The organism is Streptomyces sp. NPDC058401, from assembly GCF_042722885.1.
Lineage (GTDB): Bacteria > Actinomycetota > Actinomycetes > Streptomycetales > Streptomycetaceae > Streptomyces.
The window spans coordinates 15,628-31,447 of record NZ_JBHXKA010000098.1 but is presented as its reverse complement, the minus strand read 5'-3'; the positions used below and the strand labels follow the sequence as shown (position 1 = coordinate 31,447).

Genomic DNA, 15,820 nt, shown 5'->3' with positions numbered 1-15,820 from the left:
CCGCCCCAGACCCCGGTCCTCAAACGCCGGACGGCTGGATTGCTGCGCCCGGAGCCCCAGGGCTCCAGACGGCTGGATTTGCTGCGCCCGGAGCCTCGGAGCTCCAGACGGCTGGATTTGCTGCGCCCGGAGCCCTGGGGCTCCGCCACAGACCCCGTGCCTCAAACGCCGGCGAGGCTGGATATGGCCGCCCCCAGCTCGCACGTGCGCGCAGCTCACACAGCGCGCAGTACGCGCTGCGTGATGCGCCGGCATTGCCCGAGGGCGATCGCATCCCCGCCTGCCAAAACCCAGCCCCTCCGGCGTTTGAGGAGCGGGGGTCCGGGGGCCGGCCCCCGGCGACGGTGCCGCACCCGGCAAGGGTCCGGGCGAAGCCCGGGGAACGGGCGAAGGGCGGGTAGGGGACCCAGCCCCGCAGGGCCAACCCAGCCGCACCCGCCCACCGAACCCCGACCCGGGAGCGCCGTGGCGACAGCCCCGACCGGGCCACCGACGGACGGAGTCCGGCGCAGCGACGCGAAGCCCGCGCAGCGGTGCGAGCGACGCGTCAGGAGGGGAGGGCGGCGCGTCAAGAAGGCCGGCTGCGCGTCAGGAAGACGCCGCGGGCCGGCTCTCCACGCGCTTCTTCAGGCCTGCCAGGGCGCGGTCGATGATGACCTTTTCCGCCTTGCGCTTGATCATGCCGAGCATCGGGATCTTGACGTCCACCGTGAGGGAGTAGGTGACCTCGGTGCGCGCACCGCCCGCGACCGCCGCCAGCTGGTAGGACCCGTCGAGCTGTCGCAGCATCTGGGACTTGTCGAGGGTCCAGCTGACCGTGTTCGGCGCCGGCCAGGTGTAGGCCAGCGTGTGGTCGTCCTTGATCGCGCCCGCGTCCAGCAGCAGCCGGACGCGGGAGGCCCGGCCGGCGTCGTCCGTGGCCAGTACCTCGGCCTCCTTCACCTCGCCGGTCCATTCCGGGTAGCGCGCGAAGTCGGCGATCACGGCCATGACGTCGGCCGGGGCCGCCTCGATCGTGATGCTCGAGCTGGTGTGTTCCGCCATCGCGGTCGCTCCTCCGGGTGGAGTTCGAGGAAGTGTGCGGACGGCCTGGGCCGCCGCGTGAAGGCTATCGCGGGTCATGACCTCACCACTCCAGGGCCCAGGGCCTTCCGGTGGCGGCGAAGTGCCCGACGTTCACGCACTCGGTGGCGCCGATGCGCATGCGCCGGGCGAGCGGCTGGTGGACGTGTCCGAAGAGGGCGTACCGGGGCCGCACGCGGCGGATCGCGGCGAGCAGCGCCCCGCTCCCCCGTTCGAAGCGCCGGGCCACCGTGTCGTAGCAGAGCTCGGGCACCTCGGGCGGGATGTGGGAGCAGAGGACGTCGACCTCGCCGAGGGCCTCCACCTTGGCGGCGTACTCCTCCTCGGGGACCTCGTAGGGCGTGCGCATCGGGGAGGGCAGGCCGCCGCCGACGAAGCCGAAGACCCGGCCGCCGATCTCGGCCCGCTGTCCGTCGAGCACGGTCAGGCCGGGGCCGGCGTACTCGGGCCAGAGCCCGGGGATGTCGACGTTGCCGTACGTGGCGTACGTGGGCCGGGGGAAGGCGGCGAACATCTCGGCGTACTGGCGCCGGACCGCGCCCTCGACGAGGCGTTCGCGGTCCAGCCCGGCCCACAGGCCGCGGGCGAACTCCCGGGCCTCCTCGAATCGGCGGGCGGTGCGCAGCTCGACGATGTGGTCGGCGTTCTCGACGCCGAAGAGGTCGGGGAAGATGCCGCGCGAGTGGTCGGCGTAGTCGAGGAAGAGGACGAGGTCGCCCAGGCAGATCAGTGCGTCGGCGCCTTCCCCGGCCCGTGCCAGGGCTTCGGTGTTGCCGTGGACGTCGCTGACGACGTGGATCCGTGTCCGGTTCTTTGTGCCACCCATAGAGCCACCCATGCGGCCACCCTAGGCGCGCCGGGGCGCTGCGGGGAGGGAATCGGGCGAGGCGGCCGGACCTGCGGTTACTTCCGAGTCGCAAAGGGGGTCGACTAATGTCGGCAGGACACGGCCGCGACATGTGACGCAGGGAACATCTGGCCGGTTCCCTCTATCCGGAACCCCCTACCGGTGGGTAACGTCGCGTCGGTCCACATGGTGGCGATGGCGCCCAGAGGAGCAGCAGTCTTGCGCGAGTTCAGCCTTCCGGCCCTGTACGAGGTCCCGTCGGACGGGAACCTGACGGATCTCATCCGCCGCAACGCCGCGCAGCATCCCGACACCGCCGTCATGGCCCGCAAGGTCGGCGGCGCGTGGCAGGACGTCACGGCGACCGAGTTCCTCGCCGAGGTCCGCGCCGCGGCGAAGGGCCTGATCGCGGCCGGCATCGAGCCCGGCGACCGGGTCGCCCTGATCTCCCGCACCCGCTACGAGTGGGTGCTGCTCGACTTCGCGATCTGGAGCGCGGGCGCCGTCACGGTCCCCGTGTACGAGACCAGCTCCCCCGAGCAGATCCAGTGGATCCTCGGCGACTCCGGCGCCGTCGCCGTCGTCGTGGAGTCCCCCGGGCACGCGGCGGCCGTGGCCGCCCTGCGCGACCGGCTGCCGGAGCTGCGCGAGGTCTGGGAGATCGAGCAGGGCGCCCTGGACACGCTGGGGGCGGCCGGCGCCGGGATCTCCGACGCCGCGCTCGACGAGCGCAGCGCGCTGGCGGGCGCCGACGACCCGGCCACCATCGTCTACACCTCCGGCACCACCGGCCGCCCCAAGGGCTGCGTGCTGACCCACCGCAGCTTCTTCGCCGAGGTCGGCAACATCGTGGCCCGGCTGCACCCGCTCTTCCGGACCGGCGAGTGCTCCGTGCTGCTCTTCCTGCCGGCCGCGCACGTGTTCGGCCGCCTGGTGGAGGTGGCGGCGGTACTGGCGCCGATCCGGCTGGGCTGCGTACCGGACATCAAGAACCTCACCGACGAGCTGCAGTCCTTCCGGCCCACGCTGATCCTCGGCGTGCCGCGCGTCTTCGAGAAGGTCTACAACTCGGCCCGCGCCAAGGCCCAGGCCGACGGCAAGGGCAAGATCTTCGACGCGGCGGCCGAGACGGCGATCGCGTACAGCCGTGCGCTGGACCTGCCGGGCGGGCCGTCCCTCAAGCTGCGGCTGAAGCACAAGCTCTTCTCGAAGCTGGTCTACAGCAAGCTCCACACGGTCCTCGGCGGGCGCGGCGAGTACGCGATCTCCGGCGGGGCCCCGCTGGGCGAGCGGCTCGGCCACTTCTTCCGCGGCATCGGCTTCACGGTGCTGGAGGGCTACGGGCTGACCGAGTCCTGCGCGGCCACGGCCTTCAACCCGTGGGACAAGACGAAGATCGGTACGGTCGGCCAGCCGCTCCCCGGCTCCGTGGTGCGCATCGCCGACGACGGCGAGGTGCTCCTGCACGGCGAGCACATCTTCAAGGAGTACTGGAACAACCCGACGGCCACCGCCGACGCGCTGACCGACGGCTGGTTCCACACCGGCGACGTCGGCACCCTCGACGAGGACGGCTACCTGGCGATCACCGGGCGCAAGAAGGAGCTCATCGTCACGGCGGGCGGCAAGAACGTCGCCCCCGCGGTGATCGAGGACCGGATCCGGGCGCACGCGCTGGTCGCGGAGTGCATGGTGGTCGGCGACGCGCGGCCGTTCGTGGCCGCACTGGTCACCATCGACGAGGAGTTCCTGGGCCGGTGGGCCGCGGAGAACGGCAAGCCGGCCGGTTCCACGGCGGCCCAGCTGCGCGAGGACGCGGATCTCGTCGCCGCCGTCCAGAAGGCCGTGGACGACGGCAACGCGGCGGTTTCCAAGGCGGAATCGGTGCGGAAATTCCGCATTCTGCCCTCCCAGTTCACGGAGGAGTCCGGGCACATCACGCCTTCGCTGAAGCTGAAGCGGAATGTGGTGGCGAAGGACTTCGCGGACGAGATCGAAGCCCTCTACCGGGGCTAGGCCGGACTACCGCGGGTCCTCGGCGAGGACCCGCGCCATGTTCCGTTCCGCGAGGGCGGTGACGGTGACGAAGGGGTTCACGCCGAGCGATCCGGGGATCAGCGAGCTGTCGGTGACGTAGAGGCCCTGGTAGCCCTTGACGCGGCCGAAGTCGTCGGTCGCGTCCCCGAGGACGCAGCCGCCCAGCGGGTGGTAGGTGAAGTTGTCGGCGAAGTTCTTGTTGTCGCCGAACAGGTCGTAGCGGTAGATGGTGAAGTTGGCCCGGTTGATCCGGTCGAAGAGCCGCTTGGCGGCCTGGACGGACGGGGTGTTCTGGTCCCGGGTCCACTGGAGCTTCGCCGAGTCGCTGGCGGCGTCGTAGGTGAAGTGCCCGCGTTCCGGGTTCTTGGTGATGGCCAGGTACATCGAGATCCAGTGCTCGAACCCCATCGGGAGCGGGGCGATCTCGGCGAAGACCGGGTTCGAGGCGTTGTCCCAGTCGTCGATGCCGAGGGCGGGCATGGTGGCCTGGTTGGCGCCGACCGTGTCCCAGAGGTGGTTGGCGCGGGCGGTCATGACGTTGCCGTTGTGCCCCCAGCCGAGGCCGACCTTGTCGTTCAGGGCGGGCAGGGTGCCGGTCTCGCGGGCGCGCAGCAGGATCTCGGTGGTGCCGAGGCTGCCGGCGCCGAGGAAGAGCTGCTTGCAGCCGAGTTCGCGGACCTGGGTGACGCGGCCGGTGAGGTCGCTGGTCTGCACCGTCAGCACGTAGCCGCCGGCCGGGTCCTGCCGTACGCCGACCACCCGCTGCATGGTCTCGATGGTGACGTTCCCGGTGCCGAGTGCGGCGGCGAGGTAGGTCTTGTCGACGCTCTTCTTGCCGTGGTTGTTGCCGTAGATGACCTCTCCGGCGAGCGCGGACTTGGTGGCGGTCCCGGCGGCCTCCCGCTTCATGTAGGCGAAGTCGTAGACGTTGGGGACGAAGGTGGTCTTCAATCCGGTCTTCTGGGCGTGCTTGCGGGAGATCCGGGCGAAGCGGTACCACTCCGTGGACTCGAACCAGGCCGGGTCGATGTCGTTGACCCCGAGCATGGCGCGGGCCCGCGGGTAGTAGGTGCCGTACATCTCGTCGGCGTCGACGCGGGGCAGGATCTCGGTGAAGTACGAGCGCTTCGGCGTGGGCGCCATGCCGCCGTTGACCAGGGAGCCGCCGCCGACGCCGCGGCCCACGTACACCGACATGTCGCCGTAGTTCACCCGGTCCAGGACGCCGGGGTACGGGCTGATGTTGCGGTTGACCACGTCCAGCCAGAGGAACTGGGCGAGCGGGGCCTCGGTGCGGTTGCGGAACCACATCGAGCGCTGGTCGGGGGCGGAGGTGGTGGGGAAGATCTTCCCGTCGGCTCCGGGGGTGTCCCAGAGCCGGCCCATCTCCAGGACGACGGTCCGCACACCGGCCTGCCCGAGGCGGAGCGCGGCGACGGCGGATCCGTAGCCGGAGCCGACGACGATGGCCGGGGCGTACGTGGCGGCCGCGGGCTCGGCGGCGGCCGCCGACTGCAGGCCGATCCGGGTGAAACCGAGGGCCGCTGCGGTCTGCAGGGCGCCGAGACCGAGAACATGACGACGTGTCAGGTTTGGTGTCATGGCCGCATCATGAGCGGATTCCGCCCAACCAGCCATAACCCGGACTGACACGCTTCTGAGTAACAGTCAGACATGGCTCGACCGTAGGCGGGGCCCGCCCCGCCCCGCGGGGTTTGATCAACTCCGCCCGCGATCGGCCCCTCGGGCGCGATAATCCCCCCTCCCTACGGAAAGGGGCCCGGGCCCGCGCAGGGGGACCGCCCGCTACAGCAGCTCGCGCAGGCGCTCCGCCAGCAGGTCCCAGCGCCACTTCTCCTCGACCCAGGCACGGCCGCGCTCGCCCATGCGGGCGCGCAGGGCCGGGTCCCGGAGCAGGGTGACCACGCGGTCCGCGGTCTCGGCCGGGGCGCCGCCGCGGACCACCCAGCCCGTCTCCCCGTCCAGTACGGCGTCCGGGGCGCCGCCGGAGTCGCCGGCGATCACCGGCAGGCCCGTGGCGGACGCCTCCAGGTAGACGATGCCGAGGCCCTCCACGTCGAGCCCGCCGCGCCGGGTCCGGCAGGGCATCGCGAAGACGTCCCCGGCCCCGTAGTGGGCGGGCAGTTCGGACCACGGGACCGCTCCCGTGAAGACGACGGACTCCGCGACCCCGGTCGAGGCGGCCAGGGCCCGCAGATCGGCCTCGTACGGGCCGCCGCCGACGATCAGCAGGACGGCGTCCGGCAGGGCGGCCAGGATCCGCGGCATCGCCTCGATCAGCGTGTCCTGGCCCTTGCGGGGCACGAGCCGCGAGACGCAGACGACCACCGGCCGGTCCGTCAGGCCCAGCCGCGCCCGGACCTCCGCGCCGCCCGACCCCGGGTGGAAGGTCTTCTCGTCCACCCCCGGCGGGAGCTGCGTCATGCGCGCCGCGGCCCGGTCCGTCAGGGCCGGGGCGATCCGCGAACGGGTGTACTCCCCCAGGTAGGTCAGGGTGTCCGTGCCCTCGCCGATGCGCCGCAGCAGTTGGCGCGCCACCGGCAGCTGCGCCCAGCCCGCCTCGTGCCCGTGCGTGGTCGCCACGATCCGCCGCGCGCCCGCCCGGCGCAGGGCGGGGCCCATCAGGCCCAGCGGGGCCGCCGCGCCGAACCACACCGACGAGCAGCCGTGTTCGCGCAGCAGACCCACGGCCCGGCGGGTGACCCGGGGGGTCGGCAGCAGCATGGTCGTCCGGTCGCGGACCACCTGGAAGGGCTGCTCCGCGTCGAAGGCGGCGGTGGCGGCGCGGGCCTCGGCGGAGTGCTTCCAGGTGGAGGCGTAGACCACGACCCTTTCGGGGTCCAGGCGCAGCGCCATGTTGTGCAGGAAGGCCTGGATGCCCCCCGGCCGCGGCGGGAAGTCGTTGGTCACGATCAGCGTCTTGTCCATCGCCTGCCGACCCTACCGGAGGCCCCCGCCGGGGCCCCGCGGGCCCGGCCCCCGGCGGGGCGCCGCCGTACGCCGCCCTGCGCCGCCCTACGGGACTCTGACCGGCGTACGGGGCTGCGTGCGGGTGCGGCCGGGGCCGCGGGAAGCCGGGCTGCGCCGGAGGCTCCTGGGGCGCCGCCCCAGACCCCGCTCCTCAAACGCCGGAGGGGCTGGATTTGGCCGGCGACAGCCGGATGTGCGATCCGCGCCAACCCGCACGTGTCCTGCGCCGCCGGGGCGAAATCAGCCCCTCCGGCGTTCGAGGAGCGGGGGTCCGGGGGCTGGCCCGCGGGAACGGCGCCGCGCCATGGGCACCGGGCCGCGTCCGGGCTAGCGGAACTCCCGGGCCAGGTCCTGCTGCCAGGCGCGAGTCAGGCCATCGGGATCCGTCCCGAGGGTGTCCTGCACCGCCGTCGGGAGGGAATCGCGGCCGGACTTCTCGTACAGGGAGACCAGGGCCGCGTCCCCCCACCGCCGGGCGATGAGCCGGCAGGCCATCCAGGAGCCCTCGTAGGCCCGCGCCAGCGCCTCCGCGTCCCCGCCGAAGGCGAAGGCCCCGGACGCGGGGAGAGCCCCCGGCAGGTCACCGCGCCGCACCGCGCGGGCGAGGGCCGGGGCGACTTCGGCCGGGGCGCGGTCGCCGTCGCGGTAGGCGGCCCAGTCCGCGAAGCCCTCGGAGAGCCAGAGCGGGGTCCGGGCCGTGGTCGCGGCCCGGGTCGCCACGTGGGTGGTCTCGTGGGTCAGGATCACCTGGCGGCCCTCCGCGGTGAGCTGCCCGTACCCCTCCGGGTTCACCACGACCCGGTCGGCGGGGGCGGGGCCCGCCCCGGTCCGCCCCGTGGTGACGGCGCCGAGGCCCCGGTACTCGTCCGCGGGCCGCCCCAGCAGCGCCGCCATCGCGTCGAGCGAGCCGGGCACCAGCACCACCACCCGGCCCGCCCACGGCCGCGGCCAGGCCGCGCTCGCGGCGGGCACCGCCCGGTCGGCCTCGGCGGCGATCGCGGAGAGGGATGCGGAGTCCTGGCCGGCGCCGCCGAGCACCAGGGCGTGCGCCCCGCGCTCCACGGTCACCGGGCCCTGGTCCCACAGCTGCGGCAGGGCTCCGGGGGCGGGCCGGTCGGCGGTCACCGCCCAGGAGCCGCCGTCCCGGGCCAGTTCCACCTCGCGTGCGGAACCGGCCGGGGCGGCGTCGTAGCCGGTGAGCCGGTAGCGCAGCTCGGCGCGGGCGAAGGCCCGTACGCCTTCCACGCGGACCGCGGTGACCTCGTAGGACCACGCCTCCAGCGGGATCGCCGCGAGGGCCGCGGGCGGGGCCGCCGACCAGGCGGCGACGGCCCGCCGGACGTCCCCCTCGGCGGGTTCCGCGGAAGCCGAAGCCGAAGCCGCCCCGGAAGGAGCGCCGGAACCGGAGCCGCATCCGGCGAGCGGTACCCCGAGCAGCAGCAGGCAGAGCAGCACCGGCGGCAGTGCGCGCGGGCGCCGGCGCGGCGGACGGCGAGGGGTGCGGCGGAGGGGACGGCCCAGGACCGGGAGCATCACCCGATCGTACGCAGCGCGACCCTCAGGGCCGGGTCACCGAGGAGACCGGCATCATGCCGACCGGGTCGTACCGGACCCGCGCCCCCGGGTACGGGGCGTGCACCACCTGGCCGTTGCCGACGTACATGCCGACGTGGCTGGCGTCCGAGCGGTACGTCACCAGGTCACCCGGGCGCGCCTCCGAGAGCGAGACCCGCCGTCCGGCGTGCCGCTGGGCCTGCGAGGTGCGCGGGAGGGCGACGCCCGCCTGCCGGTACGACCACACCATCAGTCCGGAGCAGTCGAAGCCGGAGGGGCCGGTGGAGCCCCAGACGTAGGGCCGCCCGACGGCGGACCTGGCCGCCATCACGGCGGTCATGGCGCGCCCGGACGAGGGCCCGGAGGCCGCGGAGTCGGGGAGCTCGGGCAGGGCGTCGGGGCGGCCGCCGGAGCGCGAGGCCCGGTCGAAGTCGGCGCGCTCCTGGGTGGGCATCGCGTTCAGCAGCCGGCGGGCGGCGGCCAGTTTGGCGGTGACGGCCCGCTTCTCCTTCGCCACCTCGGCGCGCAGGGCGTCGAGTTCGGAGAGCTTGCGGGAAGCCTCCTGGCGTTCCTGGCCGAGGCGGCGCTGCTCGGAGCGCAGTTCGTCGAGCTGACGGGCCTGCCGGCCGGACAGCCGGTCGAGGGCGGCGGCCTTGGCGAGGTAGTCGTCCGGGTCGTCGGAGAGCATCAGCTCGACGGCCGGGTCGATGCCGCCGGCCCGGTACTGGGCTCCGGCGTAGGCGCCGAGCACCCCGCGCATGGTGTTGATGCGGTCCTGTCCGCGGGCCACCGCGTCCTGGACGCGGGCGACTTCGGCGCGGAGCCGGCCGGCGCGCTCGCCCGCCTGGTTGAAGCGTTCGGTGGCCTGTTCGGCCTCTTCGAAGAGCCGGTCGACCTGGGCGCGGGAGCCGGCGGCGGGCTCCTGCGGGAGGCCGGGGGCCGCACCGGCGGGTGCGCCCGACAGGGCGACCGCTGCTCCCGCCGCGGCGGCGGTGAGGACGGTGACCTTGGTGTTCCGGTCGAGGGCGCTGGGCCCGGACCGGCGATGGGACGCCACGTGAAACCGCTCCCTCCTGCTGGGCGGGACCCGGGTCCGCCCTCCGTGGACGGCCGTGTGCCGGGGTTCCGCGCTGGCAGACAGTAGCGGCGCGGGAGGGCACCGGCCAACGACCTCCGGCGGGCACGCACAGTGACGCCCCGTCGGAGACGCAGGTCACCGGCGGGGCGTGTGGTCAGAGCGGGGCCTCGGAATTCGCCCGGATGGGCGGTGCACGGCGCGTCCGGAGGGGACGCGGAGCGAGGCGGTGCGGGCCCGGGGCGCGCGAGCCCGGGGCGGGCGGGCCCGGGGCGGACGGGCCCGGGGCGTCAGCCGATGCGGACGCCGAACTGGAACGGCATGTTGTTGATGGATTCGTACTTGACGCCGCCGCGCGGGTTCGAGGCGTGCAGCACCATGTTGTTGCCGGCGTACAGGCCGATGTGGTGCAGGTCGCCGTAGAAGAGCACCAGGTCACCGGGCTGGAGCTGGCTCTTGCCGATCCGGGTGCCGTCGTTGGCCTGGGTGTACGTGACGCGGGATATGTTCACGCCGGCCTGCTTGTACGCCCACTGGGTCAGACCCGAGCAGTCGAACGAGCTGGGGCCTTCGTGCCCGGATATGTACGCGCTGCCGATCTTGGTCTGGGCGGCCGCGAGAGCGGCACCGGCCCGGCCGGAGGGCTTCACGTTGCCGAGGTCGGGGGCGCGGCCGTCGGCGCCGCGGCTGGCGCGGGAGTCCTCTTCCTTGATCTGCGTCCGCTCCTGGGCGGTCAGCGAGTTGAGGAGGGCCTGGGCCTCGGCGAGCTTGTCCGAGGAGACCTTCTTCTTCTCGCCGAGCTCCTTGCGGGTGGCGTCGAGGTCGGTGAGCTTGCCCGCGGCCTCCTGGCGCTGCTGCGCGAGGGTGCGCTGCTTGGCCTGGATCTTCTGGACCGCTTCGACCTGCTGGCCGCTGAGCTGCTCCAGGGTGGAGGCCTTGTCGAGGTAGCTGTCCGGGTCGGCCGAGAGGAAGAGCGCGAGGGACTGGTCGATGCCGCCGCTGCGGTACTGGGCGCTGGCCATCGAACCGAGGGTGCCGCGAAGCGCGTTGAGGTCCTCCTGGCCGCGGGCGACCTGGTCCTGGAGCTGCCCGATCTCGGTTTCGAGCTTGTCCTGGCGCTCCTTGGCCCCGTTGAACTTCTCGGTGGCCTGCTCCGCCTCTTCGTAGAGGGCGTCGACCTTGGCCTTGACCTCGTCCTTGCTCGGCTTGGCGGGGGCGGCGTTGGCGGCCTGCCCCGAGAGGACCACGGCGGCTGCCGCGGTGACGCCGAGCACGGTGGTGCGCATGCGGGTCGGCTGCTTGGGTCGACGGTGGGACGCCACGAAGGCGAGCTCCTTCTTCCTAGAGCCGCCGAAGAACGCACAAGACTCGGCGACACCTTCGCTGTCACCCCGAATGAGTGAACTACCGCACGAAGGTTTGACTGACCCTAGTGACCCTTCTGTGATCAGTTCAAATCCTGTCGGTAAAAAACTCGCCGTCCGACCAGGTTCTTTACCTACAGAGCACGCTCTGTGTCGACGACTTGACGGTACGTTCCTGCGGGGCCCTGCCAATTCCGGCATTGGGCCCAGCAGTTACGAAACGCGCGAAAGCCGCTTCAGCAACAAGGCGGACGCCACCGGCCGCGCCCCGGCCTTGGCCACCCCGTCGGCAACCTCCCGGTCGGTGGAGACCACGACCACCGGACGGCCCGACGGTTCGGCGCGCACCAGCTGACGGATCAGCTCGTCCGCCGTCACCCCGGCCTTGGAGAACAGCACCCGCACCCCGCGCGGCGGCGCGAGCAGCACGGGGGCCGCCAGCTCCGCCCCGTCGAAGACACAGGTCATCTCGGCGCCCGTCTGCGCGGCGAGCATCGACAGCCCGCCCAGCAGCCGCAGCCGCTGCTTCTCCAGCGGCATGGTCGGATAGCCGGTCTTGGTGACGTTGTAGCCGTCGACCACCAGATGGGCCTGGGGCAGCGCCAGCAACTGGTCCAGCAGCGCCGGGTCGGTCTCCGACAGGGCGCGCGCCGCGATGTCCTTCGGGGTCATCCGGCCCGGCTCCACCGCCTCCACCGTGTCGGCGGGCCGCGTGGAGACCGGCGGCAGCGCGAGCTCCCGGCGCAGTCCCGCGGCCGCGTCCAGCACGGTGTCCAGCAGCAGCCGCAGCCGCATGTCCTCGATGCTGCGCCCCTCGCGGGTGGCCCGGCGCGAGGTCTCCAGTGCCGATTCCACCTCTGCGAGGCGGGACTTGAGCCGCCGGGTCTCGCTCTCCGCGGAGGTCACCTGGGCGGCCGCCTCGGCGCGGATGCCGTCGACCTCCGCGTTGATCTTGCGCAGGGCCGCGTCGCCCCGCTTGACGTCGCTCAGGGCGCTGCGCAGCTTGCGCTGAAGCGATTCCGCTTCCTTGCGCGCCGCATCCAGGTCGGCCCGCACCTGGTCGACACCCGTGCGCTGCAGTTCCCGTACGTGGGCCAGCTCCTCGCGGAGCCGCTCCATCTCGCGGCGGGCCTCCTCGTCGACCCGCTCGGCGTCGGCGCGCTGCGCCTCCTCGCCCGCGGCGGCGACCAGCTTGACCCAGCCGGCCGGCCGCAGCACGTACGCGGCGGCCGCCACGTCCAGCGGATCGGCGGCGGCGGGCGGGGAGCCCGACTCCAGCGCCGAGGCCAGGTCGGCCTGCGCCTCGCGGAGCTTCTCGGCTACCCGGCCCCGGAAGACGGGGTCGCTCTCCACGGCCGTCGCCATGGCGTTGCCCGCGAACTTGGCACGCCTGCTCGGGGTGAAACGGGCGTACTGGCGCAGCTGCGCCGGGAGGTCCGCGACCGTCAGCCCGCCGAAGGCGTCGGAGACGAGTGCGACGACCCGGCGCCGCACGCCTTCCGGCAGCGGGCGGTCGAGCACCTCGGCGGCGTCACCGGCCGATTCGGCCGGCTCAGCGCCGCTTGCTGGCTCCACAATCCGTCACCCCTACCGTCATTCACCTGCGGGCGGGGCTCCTTCAGGAGTCCGCGCCCGGCCTGTCCACGAGCTCGATCTGGTCCACCGCGTTGCACCAGCGGCAGCGCACCGACTCGATGGTCTCATTGACCACCTCGCGCTCTTCGACCTTGGGCTCCCCGGCGAGGTCCAGGTGGACGTACTCCACGACCTTCGACGAACGGGTGACGTCGAAGCGCGTGAGGTTGCCGCACAGGGTGCAGCGCCACCGGGTGGTGTCGGTCGGCAGGGGAACCGTCATCAGGCCGCTCTCTCCTTCTATCGCTCACATGGCGCAAGCGCTCACCCTCCCGTGTCGCCACGGGTGTGCGCGCGTGCGTGCGTAGCTCGTAACCCTACGGCCTGCCGCAGCCGCTGGTGGGCCCGGCTGGGTCATGCTCGGTCGCATGATCGTAAGGTGGCAGGCCGTACGCGAGGCCGCCCGGGGCCCGGTGGTCACCCACGCGCTGATCGCCGGCTGCTGCGTGGTGTTCGTGCTGAGCCCGGCGTCGGGGCTGAACCCGGTCTACGGGACGGGCGATCAGCTGCTCGCCAACGGGACGGCGTACTTCCGGCGCTGGGGCGTGGTCCCGGACGAGCTGTTCACCGGCTCGGGCCGGGCGGCGCTCACCCCCCTCACGGCCCTGTTCGTGCACGGGAGCTGGCTGCACCTGCTGGGCAACATGCTCTTCCTCTACGTCTTCGGGGCGATGACGGAGCGGCGCATGGGCCGGGCCGGGTTCCTCTGCTTCTACGTCTGTACGGGCTACCTGGCCCTGGCCGCGTACGCGGCGGCCTACGCCTCCTCGGACCAGACCCTGGTCGGGGCCTCCGGGGCGATCTCCGCGGTCCTGGGGGCCTTCCTGTACCTGTTTCCCAGGGCGCGGGTGACGAGCCTGTTCCCGTTCCTGTTCTTCGTGCCGCTGCGCTTCCCGGCGTGGATCGTGCTGATGTTCTGGTTCGGCCTCCAGTGGCTGGCGGCCCACCGCGCGGCGAGCGGCCCCGGGGTCGCCTACCTGGCCCACGTCGTGGGCTTCTCGGTGGGCTTCCTCTACGCATGGGCCCGCTACCGGCGTGGGACTAGAGTGGGCCGACCAGTGACTGCCGTCGAGGGAGACAGCCAACCGTGATCACCGCACTCGTGCTCATCAAGACCAGCGTGGACCGGATCCCCGAGATCGCCGAGGCCATCGCCGCGCTGGACAGCGTCAGCGAGGTCTACTCGGTCACGGGCACCTACGACCTCATCGCACTGGTCCGCGTGTCCCGGCACGAGGACCTGGCCGACATCATCCCCGGCCGCATCAGCAAGATCCCGGGCGTGGAGGCCACGGACACCCACGTGGCGTTCCGCACGTACTCCCAGCACGACCTGGAAGCCGCCTTCGCCATCGGCCTCGACGCGTAGGTCCGTTTCAGCCGTCCGGCGTTTGACGACCGACCCGCGGCCTGTCAGACGGCCGGGACGCAGCGGCCCTCTTCGGTGCGGTACTGCCACTTGGCGCCGTCCGCGACGAGCTCCTTGACGGCGCGGACGAAGCGGTCCACGTGCTCGTCGGGGGTGCCGGCACCGAAGCTGACGCGGATCGCGTTGAGCGAGCGCTCCCCCGGGGCCGCCTCCGGAGCTCCGCACTCGCCCTGGGCCTGCGGCTCGCTGCCGAGCAGGGTGCGGACCAGCGGGTGGGCGCAGAACAGGCCGTCGCGGACGCCGATGCCGTACTCGGCGGAGAGCGCGGCCGCGAAGTGCGAGCTGTTCCAGCCGTCGACGACGAAGGAGATGACGCCCACGCGCGGGGCGTCGTCGCCGAAGAGGGACAGGACGCGGACCGCCGGGACCTCGGCGAGGCCTTCGCGGACCTTGTTGATCAGCTGCTGCTCGCGGGCGACGAGGTTCTCGAAGCCGGCCTCGTTCAGCGCCTTGCAGGCGGAGGCGATGGAGTAGACGCCGATGACGTTCGGGGAGCCGGCCTCGTGGCGGGCGGCGGTGGTGTGCCACTCGACGTCCACGCCGCCGTCCTCGCGGCGGGCCACCTTGCGCGAGGCCCCGCCACCGGCGAGGTACGGCTCGGCCTCCTGGAGCCAGTCCGCGCGGCCGGCGAGCACGCCCGAGCCGAAGGGCGCGTAGAGCTTGTGTCCGGAGAAGGCGACCCAGTCCACGTCGAGGTCCTGGACCGAGACGGGGTGGTGCGGGGCCAGCTGGGCGGCGTCCAGGACGATGCGGGCGCCGTGGGCGTGCGCGGCGGCGGCGAGCTCCTTGACGGGCCACAGCTCGCCGGTGACGTTGGAGGCTCCGGTGACGCAGACCAGGGCGGGGCCGTACGGGTCGCGGTCGGCGAGGGCCCGCTCCAGGGTGGCGACGGCCTCGTCCGGGGTGCGGGGGGCGTTGAGGTAGCTGACCTGGGCGTTCGTCCACGGGAGCAGCGAGGCGTGGTGCTCGGTCTCGAAGACGAAGACCTGGCAGTCGGCCGGGAGCACGGCGGCGAGCAGGTTGAGGGAGTCGGTGGTGGACCGGGTGAAGATCACCTGGTCGGAGGGCCGGCAGTCGAGGAACTCGGCGACCGTGACGCGGCTCTGCTCGAACAGGTCGGTGGAGAGCTGCGAGAGGTACCCGGCGCCGCGGTGGACGCTGCCGTAGTACGGGGCGTACGCGGCCACGTCGTCCCAGACCCGCTGCAGCGCCGGGGCGCTGGCCGCGTAGTCGAGGGCGGCGTAGGTGACCTCGCCGCCGGTGACGAGCGGCACGGTGACGTCACGGCCCAGGACGGCCAGCGGCTCGGCACAGGCGGGGTCGACGGCGGCGGCGTTGGCGGTGGCGGCGGCGTTCAGGGTTGCGGACATGGCGGTATCTCCCGGCAGGCAGGTGTGAATGGCTTCGGTGGGCCCGTACGCGGATACGGCGCTGCGGCCGTTCGGGGTACGGGAGTGCCCCGGAGTCGGGGTCGGCCGGCGTACGCAGGTGTACTGCGGGTACGCGGAAGTGACCCTGTTCCGAGGGGTGAAGAAGGGGCGAGTCGCCCTATCGCATTCGCTTGCTCACGGAAAACGCTCCTCAGAAGACCAGGATCCCTGGCCAAGCACCCCGATAAGAGGTGTGAGGGATCCGCGCTTGCCGTAGACCTCACTGCCTACGGCCTGGTCATCACCCGGGGCACCCCGCCACGGAAGGAGGGTTGCCGGACAGCAAGCCGGGGCCTAAACGCTGTCACTCGTGACCTGGAAAGCATCCTGCCACACGATCTTGCGAACGCAAGACCCCGGTCCACATGGCGGACC

The 15,820-nt window shown here is 72.8% G+C and carries 13 protein-coding genes and 1 riboswitch; of the genes, 3 read left to right on the top strand and 10 right to left on the bottom strand.

Annotated elements, in window-relative coordinates; translation table 11 throughout:
- Positions 1 to 588: 588 nt before the first annotated feature.
- Both ACFWNV_RS28850 and ACFWNV_RS28845 read right to left on the bottom strand, forming a co-directional pair.
- Entirely contained in the window at positions 589 to 1,044 is a 456-nt protein-coding gene (locus ACFWNV_RS28850) for an SRPBCC family protein (RefSeq protein WP_383952673.1), read from the bottom strand.
- 82 nt (positions 1,045 to 1,126) lie between these two features.
- On the bottom strand, positions 1,127 to 1,909 hold the full coding sequence (locus tag ACFWNV_RS28845; RefSeq protein ID WP_383952672.1) for a metallophosphoesterase: 783 nt from the start codon (positions 1,907 to 1,909) through the stop codon (positions 1,127 to 1,129).
- Positions 1,910 to 2,149: 240 nt separating this feature from the next.
- Between ACFWNV_RS28845 and ACFWNV_RS28840 the strand changes: the two genes are divergently transcribed.
- On the top strand, positions 2,150 to 3,946 hold the full coding sequence (locus ACFWNV_RS28840) for an AMP-dependent synthetase/ligase (protein WP_383952670.1): 1,797 nt from the start codon (positions 2,150 to 2,152) through the stop codon (positions 3,944 to 3,946).
- Positions 3,947 to 3,952: 6 nt separating this feature from the next.
- Here ACFWNV_RS28840 and ACFWNV_RS28835 read toward each other — a convergent pair whose 3' ends face one another.
- The 7 genes from ACFWNV_RS28835 to ACFWNV_RS28805 all read right to left on the bottom strand — a co-directional run bounded on the left by ACFWNV_RS28835 (position 3,953) and on the right by ACFWNV_RS28805 (position 12,809).
- Entirely contained in the window at positions 3,953 to 5,569 is a 1,617-nt protein-coding gene (locus ACFWNV_RS28835; RefSeq protein ID WP_383952668.1) for a GMC oxidoreductase, read from the bottom strand.
- Between the two features lie 204 nt (positions 5,570 to 5,773).
- Positions 5,774 to 6,916, bottom strand: a complete 1,143-nt coding sequence (locus ACFWNV_RS28830; RefSeq protein ID WP_383952666.1) for a glycosyltransferase family 4 protein — start codon at positions 6,914 to 6,916, stop codon at positions 5,774 to 5,776.
- Positions 6,917 to 7,285: 369 nt separating this feature from the next.
- On the bottom strand, positions 7,286 to 8,491 hold the full coding sequence (locus ACFWNV_RS28825; RefSeq protein ID WP_383952664.1) for a hypothetical protein: 1,206 nt from the start codon (positions 8,489 to 8,491) through the stop codon (positions 7,286 to 7,288).
- Positions 8,492 to 8,516: 25 nt separating this feature from the next.
- Positions 8,517 to 9,569 carry an NlpC/P60 family protein gene (locus tag ACFWNV_RS28820; protein ID WP_383952662.1) on the bottom strand — a complete coding sequence of 351 codons (1,053 nt, stop codon included), beginning with the start codon at positions 9,567 to 9,569 and terminating at the stop codon, positions 8,517 to 8,519.
- A gap of 308 nt (positions 9,570 to 9,877) precedes the next feature.
- The gene (locus tag ACFWNV_RS28815) at positions 9,878 to 10,909 is read right to left on the bottom strand and encodes an NlpC/P60 family protein (protein ID WP_383952660.1); all 1,032 of its coding nucleotides are present in this window, start codon (positions 10,907 to 10,909) and stop codon (positions 9,878 to 9,880) included.
- A 255-nt stretch (positions 10,910 to 11,164) separates the two neighbouring features.
- Positions 11,165 to 12,529, bottom strand: coding sequence for an NYN domain-containing protein (locus tag ACFWNV_RS28810; protein ID WP_383952675.1), 1,365 nt, complete (start codon positions 12,527 to 12,529; stop codon positions 11,165 to 11,167).
- Between the two features lie 40 nt (positions 12,530 to 12,569).
- On the bottom strand, positions 12,570 to 12,809 hold the full coding sequence (locus tag ACFWNV_RS28805) for a hypothetical protein (protein ID WP_008738811.1): 240 nt from the start codon (positions 12,807 to 12,809) through the stop codon (positions 12,570 to 12,572).
- Between the two features lie 133 nt (positions 12,810 to 12,942).
- Here ACFWNV_RS28805 and ACFWNV_RS28800 point away from each other — a divergent pair, with 133 nt between their 5' ends.
- Complete coding sequence (locus tag ACFWNV_RS28800) at positions 12,943 to 13,677, top strand: rhomboid family intramembrane serine protease (protein WP_383952658.1); 735 nt, start codon at positions 12,943 to 12,945, stop codon at positions 13,675 to 13,677.
- On the top strand, positions 13,674 to 13,955 hold the full coding sequence (locus tag ACFWNV_RS28795) for an Lrp/AsnC family transcriptional regulator (protein WP_243330042.1): 282 nt from the start codon (positions 13,674 to 13,676) through the stop codon (positions 13,953 to 13,955). The genes ACFWNV_RS28800 and ACFWNV_RS28795 overlap by 4 nt, the downstream gene beginning before the upstream one ends.
- A gap of 44 nt (positions 13,956 to 13,999) precedes the next feature.
- Here the strand turns inward: ACFWNV_RS28795 and ACFWNV_RS28790 are convergent, their stop codons facing one another.
- Complete coding sequence (locus tag ACFWNV_RS28790; protein WP_383952656.1) at positions 14,000 to 15,385, bottom strand: aminotransferase class V-fold PLP-dependent enzyme; 1,386 nt, start codon at positions 15,383 to 15,385, stop codon at positions 14,000 to 14,002.
- A gap of 259 nt (positions 15,386 to 15,644) precedes the next feature.
- Positions 15,645 to 15,761, bottom strand: a riboswitch (SAM riboswitch).
- Positions 15,762 to 15,820 lie beyond the last annotated feature (59 nt).

Bases quoted from the DNA above. Each gene is read 5' to 3' on its own strand.
- ACFWNV_RS28850 (WP_383952673.1), bottom strand. From the start codon at position 1,044: ATGGCGGAACACACCAGCTCGAGCATCACGATCGAGGCGGCCCCGGCC.
- ACFWNV_RS28845 (WP_383952672.1), bottom strand. From the start codon at position 1,909: ATGGGTGGCACAAAGAACCGGACACGGATCCACGTCGTCAGCGACGTC.
- ACFWNV_RS28835 (WP_383952668.1), bottom strand. From the start codon at position 5,569: ATGACACCAAACCTGACACGTCGTCATGTTCTCGGTCTCGGCGCCCTG.
- ACFWNV_RS28830 (WP_383952666.1), bottom strand. From the start codon at position 6,916: ATGGACAAGACGCTGATCGTGACCAACGACTTCCCGCCGCGGCCGGGG.
- ACFWNV_RS28825 (WP_383952664.1), bottom strand. From the start codon at position 8,491: ATGCTCCCGGTCCTGGGCCGTCCCCTCCGCCGCACCCCTCGCCGTCCG.
- ACFWNV_RS28805 (WP_008738811.1), bottom strand. From the start codon at position 12,809: ATGACGGTTCCCCTGCCGACCGACACCACCCGGTGGCGCTGCACCCTG.
- ACFWNV_RS28800 (WP_383952658.1), top strand. From the start codon at position 12,943: ATGCTCGGTCGCATGATCGTAAGGTGGCAGGCCGTACGCGAGGCCGCC.
- ACFWNV_RS28790 (WP_383952656.1), bottom strand. From the start codon at position 15,385: ATGTCCGCAACCCTGAACGCCGCCGCCACCGCCAACGCCGCCGCCGTC.